The 5,825-nt window shown below is 51.0% G+C and carries 6 protein-coding genes; 5 read left to right on the top strand and 1 reads right to left on the bottom strand.

Annotated elements, in window-relative coordinates:
* The first annotated feature begins 651 nt into the window (after nucleotides 1-651).
* The 4 genes from FDX11_RS23095 to FDX11_RS23080 all read left to right on the top strand — a co-directional run bounded on the left by FDX11_RS23095 (nucleotide 652) and on the right by FDX11_RS23080 (nucleotide 4,783).
* Nucleotides 652-2,055, top strand: a complete 1,404-nt coding sequence (locus tag FDX11_RS23095) for an MBOAT family protein (RefSeq protein WP_137398587.1) — start codon at nucleotides 652-654, stop codon at nucleotides 2,053-2,055.
* Nucleotides 2,042-3,142: a DUF459 domain-containing protein gene (locus FDX11_RS23090; RefSeq protein WP_137398586.1), complete on the top strand. Its 1,101-nt coding sequence runs from the start codon at nucleotides 2,042-2,044 to the stop codon at nucleotides 3,140-3,142. The genes FDX11_RS23095 and FDX11_RS23090 overlap by 14 nt, the downstream gene beginning before the upstream one ends.
* Nucleotides 3,132-4,331, top strand: coding sequence for a GDSL-type esterase/lipase family protein (locus FDX11_RS23085; protein ID WP_249360760.1), 1,200 nt, complete (start codon nucleotides 3,132-3,134; stop codon nucleotides 4,329-4,331). Before FDX11_RS23090 ends, FDX11_RS23085 begins: the two co-directional genes overlap by 11 nt.
* 62 nt (nucleotides 4,332-4,393) lie before the next feature.
* Nucleotides 4,394-4,783, top strand: coding sequence for an NUDIX domain-containing protein (locus FDX11_RS23080; RefSeq protein ID WP_164881372.1), 390 nt, complete (start codon nucleotides 4,394-4,396; stop codon nucleotides 4,781-4,783).
* A gap of 54 nt (nucleotides 4,784-4,837) precedes the next feature.
* On the opposite strand, the gene FDX11_RS23075 is transcribed toward FDX11_RS23080, so the two are convergent.
* The gene (locus FDX11_RS23075) at nucleotides 4,838-5,287 is read right to left on the bottom strand and encodes an NUDIX domain-containing protein (RefSeq protein WP_128348985.1); all 450 of its coding nucleotides are present in this window, start codon (nucleotides 5,285-5,287) and stop codon (nucleotides 4,838-4,840) included.
* 229 nt (nucleotides 5,288-5,516) lie between these two features.
* Between FDX11_RS23075 and FDX11_RS23070 the strand changes: the two genes are divergently transcribed.
* On the top strand, nucleotides 5,517-5,771 hold the full coding sequence (locus FDX11_RS23070; protein WP_128348986.1) for a DUF1272 domain-containing protein: 255 nt from the start codon (nucleotides 5,517-5,519) through the stop codon (nucleotides 5,769-5,771).
* The last annotated feature ends 54 nt before the right edge of the window (nucleotides 5,772-5,825 follow it).

Below are 5,825 nucleotides of genomic sequence, written 5' to 3'. Positions count from 1 at the left end.
AAGAAATGACCTGCTTATTCGCACCTTCCTTAGCAAAGGTCATCGTGACTATTATAAGAAACGATTAATAATAACCACCTCAGGGTCTTAATTATGGCAGATAACTTCCTCTGTAGTGGTATTGTGAATTGCTGTATTATTTCAACTTAACGCAAATAAATCATCTAAATAACTTATCACTTGCGCGCCATTAGCATCAATGTATAAATAATGACCATGCATGTCGCTTCTGGGGTGCACCGGCTGTTGACAAAACCATTAAAAATAGTAGCTTTGCAATTGGGATTTCTCTGGTTAACATTTCGCGCTAAATCAGAATTGCCTCTTGCTAACTTTTTAATAGTGCACGACCAAAATGATAAGAATGACGCATTCTGTTGAACAGTTAGTTAGCTTCACAGAATATCTTTTTTCTCGCCCGTATTATCGCCACCTCTCTGTTCATAATACTCTCTGCCATGCCGGGATCTCTTCGCGCATGCTATGTCGATCTGCGAACTCGAGACGACGCTTGCCACTCCGATATGCTGCCCCCAGAGGAGCCATCCTCCTTAGCGATTACGCCGTACAGCATCATAAACAGATTGGGAATTGCGTTTCTGGTTCGGCTGGTACTGCCACACCTGAAGGGATTTCCTGGGATTAATATCTATGGCTACGCTGTTTTCCATTGAGTTTTTACTGATTTTTTGGATGTTTTTCATTGTTTACTGGCTGTTGGCCCCCTGGTTTAAGCTGCAAAATGTGATGCTGTTGCTGGCGGGATACTTTTTTGTCTGGTTGAGCGGAATAAACGCGCTGCTGGTCCTGCTATCCTGGAGTCTGCTGGTCTGGGGACTGGTTTGTTTCGCTGATAAATCCACCAGAAAAAAAACCGCGATCCTGGCGCTGTCTGTTCTGGTGGTTGTCTTTTTTGCCGTATTTAAATATTACGCCTCCATGAATGAGTGGTTGCAAATTAACCTTGAGGCGCTCGGTGTTCATCTCTCGTTACCGGTAATGACGATGCTGTTGCCGCTGGGGATGTCATTTTATCTATTCAACTCTATCAGCATGGTGATGAGTGTCATTGATGGGAAGCTGAAAAGGCCCGATGTCCTCAGTACATTCTTATACGTCAATTTTTTCCCAACACTGATTGCCGGGCCGGTGAATAATGCCAGTGAGCTGTTGCCGCAAATCAGCGGCAAAAGACCAGGAATACTGGAGTTTAAACGTGCACTGCTGTTGATTGCGCTGGCGCTGGTGAAGCTCTTTTTGCTCAGTTCATGGCTCAATGACAGCTTTGTCACTGGGGTATTCGAACTGCCAGAGGGGCAAACCGCCGCCAGAACTCTGATTGCCATTTATGGCTGGGCGTGGAATATCTATTTTAACTTCTCCGGCTATAGCGATTTAGTCACCGGGCTGGCGTTACTGCTTGGCTTCCGAATTGCACGAAACTTCTCCCATCCTTATCAGGCCGCGAACCTTAAGTTGTTCTGGCGAAACTGGCATATGAGCTTGTCCAGTTTCATCCTCAGATATATCTATATTCCTTTAGGCGGTAGCCGGGGCTCGTTTTCGCGTACCCAAATCAACCTGATGCTGGCGATGATTATTTCCGGCATCTGGCATGGGGCAGGGTTTAATTTCTTCATCTGGGGCGCGTTGCACGGTGCGGGGCTGGTTATCTACAATCTGTGGGAAAAACGCTCGCCGGCGCTGCAAAAAATAGTTCTGCCGGATCTGCTGGCGCGTCTGATCACCTTTCATTTTGTCTGCTTTGCGTGGATATTTTTCCGGGCCGGGAATCTTCCGGATGCGTGCAGTCTCATTCTGAATATGGTTCAGGGGGATCTCGCCTCTGTCACCATGGACGATATGACGATAATCGCGATGTTTACCGCATTCTTTATCTGCTACCCGTGGATTGTTGAGATACGTAATCAGCTGGCGACATTCCTGCTGAACATCAAATGGTATGCGCTCCCACTGGTGATTATTCCCGTGCTGGCGATTGCCTTTTTCTTTGCTCCGTCAGGGGTGCCTGGATTCATTTATGCAAATTTCTGATTACGCCGACATTATCAACAAGACGCTCAAATCTTCATTGATCATTTTTACGAGCATGCTGGGCCTGATATGGCTTAATCAGCAGTCGTTGAATCAGTACTGGGCATTACATTTTCATCGGGAAAGTCCCTGGGCATCTGTTACTTCACCTGTCTGGTTGACCGGCGCAAAAGTCATGTCTGCGGCGGAAGTGGCAAAAGGGACCTTTATCGCCCAACTCACGGGCAGTGCGCTGATGCCGACGCCTGCGAGCCTGAACACCCCGGCAGATCTGCTGGTTTCCGCTGATGTGGCGGCGGATACCCCTGTTGACGAACGGCAACTGGGCAAATGGATTTCCACCCGTCGGCCATCTTTTATCTACGAGCTGCAGGCAAATAGCGGATTCGAGGTGGCCAGTCACTTATATGATGAAGAGGGCAAAGCGCTTCTGCCTTCCGGACGCAAGGTGCTGATGGTTGGCGATTCCATGATGGAAGGTGTGGCGCCGCGAGTGCTGAAGATACTGCATGATGATTACCAGGCCTCCGGCATCGATCTGAGCAAACGCAGCACCGGCCTTGCTTATCCAGGCTTCTTTGACTGGCCAGCTACCGTTAAAAAGGCGCTGATGGGTAATGCAGATATCGGTCTTATCGCCGTGTTCCTCGGGCCGAATGATCCCTGGGATATGCCGGTAAAAAACAGCAGAACCTACCTCAGATTTGGTAGTGAACCATGGGATGACGAATACCGCAGTCGTATCCGCCAAATTCTTGAGCTGGGTAACCAGTACAATATCCCGGTGATTTGGGTATTGCCGCCAAATATGCAGAAGGCCAAGTTAAACAAGGGGATGGCAATTCTCAACAGGCTGTATGAATCGGAAGTGAAACAGGTCGGCGGGGTGGTTATCAGCGTCAATACGCTGTTTGGATATCAGGCAGACCTCTATGCCTCTTCCGCGATGATTAATGGCAAGCTTAAGAGCGTCAGAGCCAGCGACGGTATACACTTTACCCCGGCCGGTGCTCAGCTCATTGCCAGCAAGATTGTTGAGCAAATTCACTTTGTGTCACCGGCAAGTGAGGAGCTTTATGAAAAATAATCGTCTGCTATTTTCCACCAGCGTCATTTTGCTGATTTCGGCGCTGGCCCTCATATCCTGCACTCAAACGGCGGATCGGGTGAAAGAAGCCTCCGCGCCGCGTCAGGAATCACACGGGTTATGGACGGATAATGGCGATCCGGGGCTGACAGCGCTGGCTGAAAAACTGCGCAACAGTAACACCCGGCGCACACATATTCTGGTGCTGGGGGACTCGCATACCGCCGCTGATTTTCTTTCCGGCCAGCTCCGGCAGGCATTTCAGGAAAAGTATGGCAATGGCGGTATTGGCTTTGTCAGCCCGATGGGCGTTCCCGGAAACCGCTATAACAACGTGAGTTATGGCAAAACAAAAAACTGGAAGCTTGAGAATAGCCGGCGGCTGAGCAATCCTGGCTTTACCTTGGGCGGCAATATTGCCACTCCGCTCACCGGGAGCAGCGATATTCAGGTTAATGTGCGTGATGGCGAGGCGCAAATTCAGGCTCAGGTGCTGTATCGCTCCCAGGGGGCAGCGACCCTGCAACTCCAGCAACAGCCGCTGGCACTCGGGGATACGCAGGGACACTGGGCGCTGTCCGACGCGGCGCAGGTTCCTTCTTCATTTTCTCTGTCACTTGCGGACGGCGGCGGGGCGCAGCTTGCCGGTCTGTGGCTGACATCTGCGCAGCCGCATGGCGTTATTGTCAGCGCGCTGGGCACCAATGGCGCGCAGATCTCTATTCTCGACAAATGGCATGATAACTGGGGCGCGGTGCTGAATAAGCTGGCACCGGATCTGGTGATCCTCGCCTACGGCACCAACGAAGCCTTTAACACGGATATTGATCTGGCGGAGTATCAGCGAAACCTGACCCGACAGATCAGAATCATACGTCAGATGCAGCCTGACGCCGCGGTCTTGTTAGTCGGCCCGGGAAGCAGCGTGATGAATAAAAAAGGCGCTGATTGTAGCCAGCGGGAATCCCCCGTGCTTCAGTCGATTATTGATATCCAGAAGCAGGTTGCGCAAAACGAACATACGCTCTTTTGGGACTGGTACGCCTGGATGGGTGGTCGTTGCAGTATTGAACGTCTGGCAAACCAGGGTAAAGCCCGTCCGGACCTTATTCACCTGACGGCGGAAGGCTATCAGGCGACAGCCAATGCGCTGTGGCAGGATCTGATGAGTGCCGTCAATGCCCGCTAGTCTGCGGGCTCCGGAAGCCTTCAACAACTACAGATGAGGTGTTTTTGAAAACCACAGGACAAATTAATATTGCAGCGGCAATTATCACTGATAGCAGAGGGCGCTGCCTGCTAGTGAGGAAGCGCGGCACGCTTTACTTTATGCAACCCGGAGGCAAGCCTGAAGCGGGCGAGCGCCCGGAAGCCGCACTTATACGCGAGCTTGAAGAGGAACTCCATTTCACCGTTGCGCCGGATGAGCTTGTACCCGTTGGTCGTTTCACCGATACCGCCGCTAATGAGCCTGGTCATACTGTATGTGCTGATATCTTCCGTATCAGCGCGGACAGAAGCGCTTTCGAACCCACTGCTGAAATTGAGGAAGTCATCTGGTTTGAACCGGAACTGCATCAGGATGTTAAGCTCGCTCCTCTTACCGAAAACCATCTGCTTCCTCTGCTGAAGGGCGTTTAAGTTTTCATGCCACGGCAAGCGCCCGGGGCTGAGTGGCGTCAGAAAGGGACGTACTTAACCAATGCTGCTCCAGCCAAACTCTGAATAACGCTGGCCAACCTGTATGGCTTCGATCGCCTGCCGGACATACGGAATGGTATTTTCAGGCAGAGTAGCGATATTTCGCCAGATGAGTTCAGCGTGTTTGTCCGGTTCCGCGAGAAAAGCAACACCGCTCCACTTCTGGCATATAAAATAATGGCCTATCCATGAGCGGTTTTCAGTCCGCACATGCATGGTATGGGCAAGTGTTATTTCAGAAGGGGATGCAACAACCCCTGTCTCCTCCCTCAGTTCCCTGATCGCTGCGTGCGAAAGGGGTTCGCCCTGTTCCAGCCCGCCGGCGGGCAAGCTAAAGTAGCCATCCATCCAGCCCGTGTTACCTCGTCTCAGCATGCAGATCTCATTATCTTTAAGAAGCAAAACGAATACGGCGATGGAAAGGTTATATCTGTCTCTGCTCATATAGGTTACCTGATAGTTATGTTCACTGGTTATCTATACAGTTTTTTCTGTTGCAAGGGTACATACTAATTTTTGCACCGAAACAGAGTATCGTTGAAAAGAGCGTGGACTGACGCGGTTGAGCTGACAGAAGACCAGTAGTTACTTAATGCTATTAATACCAGCAGTTATGTATACTGTGGGGATGGGGGATTGAGCTATCCTGCCCCGTTAATAGAAGGAAACATCGATGCTGGAACTCAGGCCCGGCTGTGAATGCTGCGATATCGATCTGCCTCCCGACTCCGGCGAGGCGCTGATCTGCTCTTTTGAGTGCACTTTCTGTATAGCGTGCGCCGGGAAGATGAATATGCGTTGCCCTAACTGTGGTGGGGAGCTGGTCAGACGGCCCCGCAGGGCGGTGGAGAAGCTGGTTAATAATCCGGCATCGACGACCCGCGTTTTTAAGCCGCAGGGGTGCGGCGGAGCACAAGACCTAAATTGAGGGCTATGGTTTGTTGGCGCCTGTAAGGGAAGGTGCGAACAAGTTCCTGATATG

Source organism: Citrobacter sp. wls714 (assembly GCF_005281025.1).
GTDB classification, from domain to species: domain Bacteria; phylum Pseudomonadota; class Gammaproteobacteria; order Enterobacterales; family Enterobacteriaceae; genus Citrobacter; species Citrobacter werkmanii.
This window is presented reverse-complemented; position numbering and strand designations above follow the sequence as displayed.

Bases quoted from the DNA above. Each gene is read 5' to 3' on its own strand.
- FDX11_RS23095 (WP_137398587.1), top strand. From the start codon at position 652: ATGGCTACGCTGTTTTCCATTGAGTTTTTACTGATTTTTTGGATGTTT.
- FDX11_RS23090 (WP_137398586.1), top strand. From the start codon at position 2,042: ATGCAAATTTCTGATTACGCCGACATTATCAACAAGACGCTCAAATCT.
- FDX11_RS23085 (WP_249360760.1), top strand. From the start codon at position 3,132: ATGAAAAATAATCGTCTGCTATTTTCCACCAGCGTCATTTTGCTGATT.
- FDX11_RS23075 (WP_128348985.1), bottom strand. From the start codon at position 5,287: ATGAGCAGAGACAGATATAACCTTTCCATCGCCGTATTCGTTTTGCTT.
- FDX11_RS23070 (WP_128348986.1), top strand. From the start codon at position 5,517: ATGCTGGAACTCAGGCCCGGCTGTGAATGCTGCGATATCGATCTGCCT.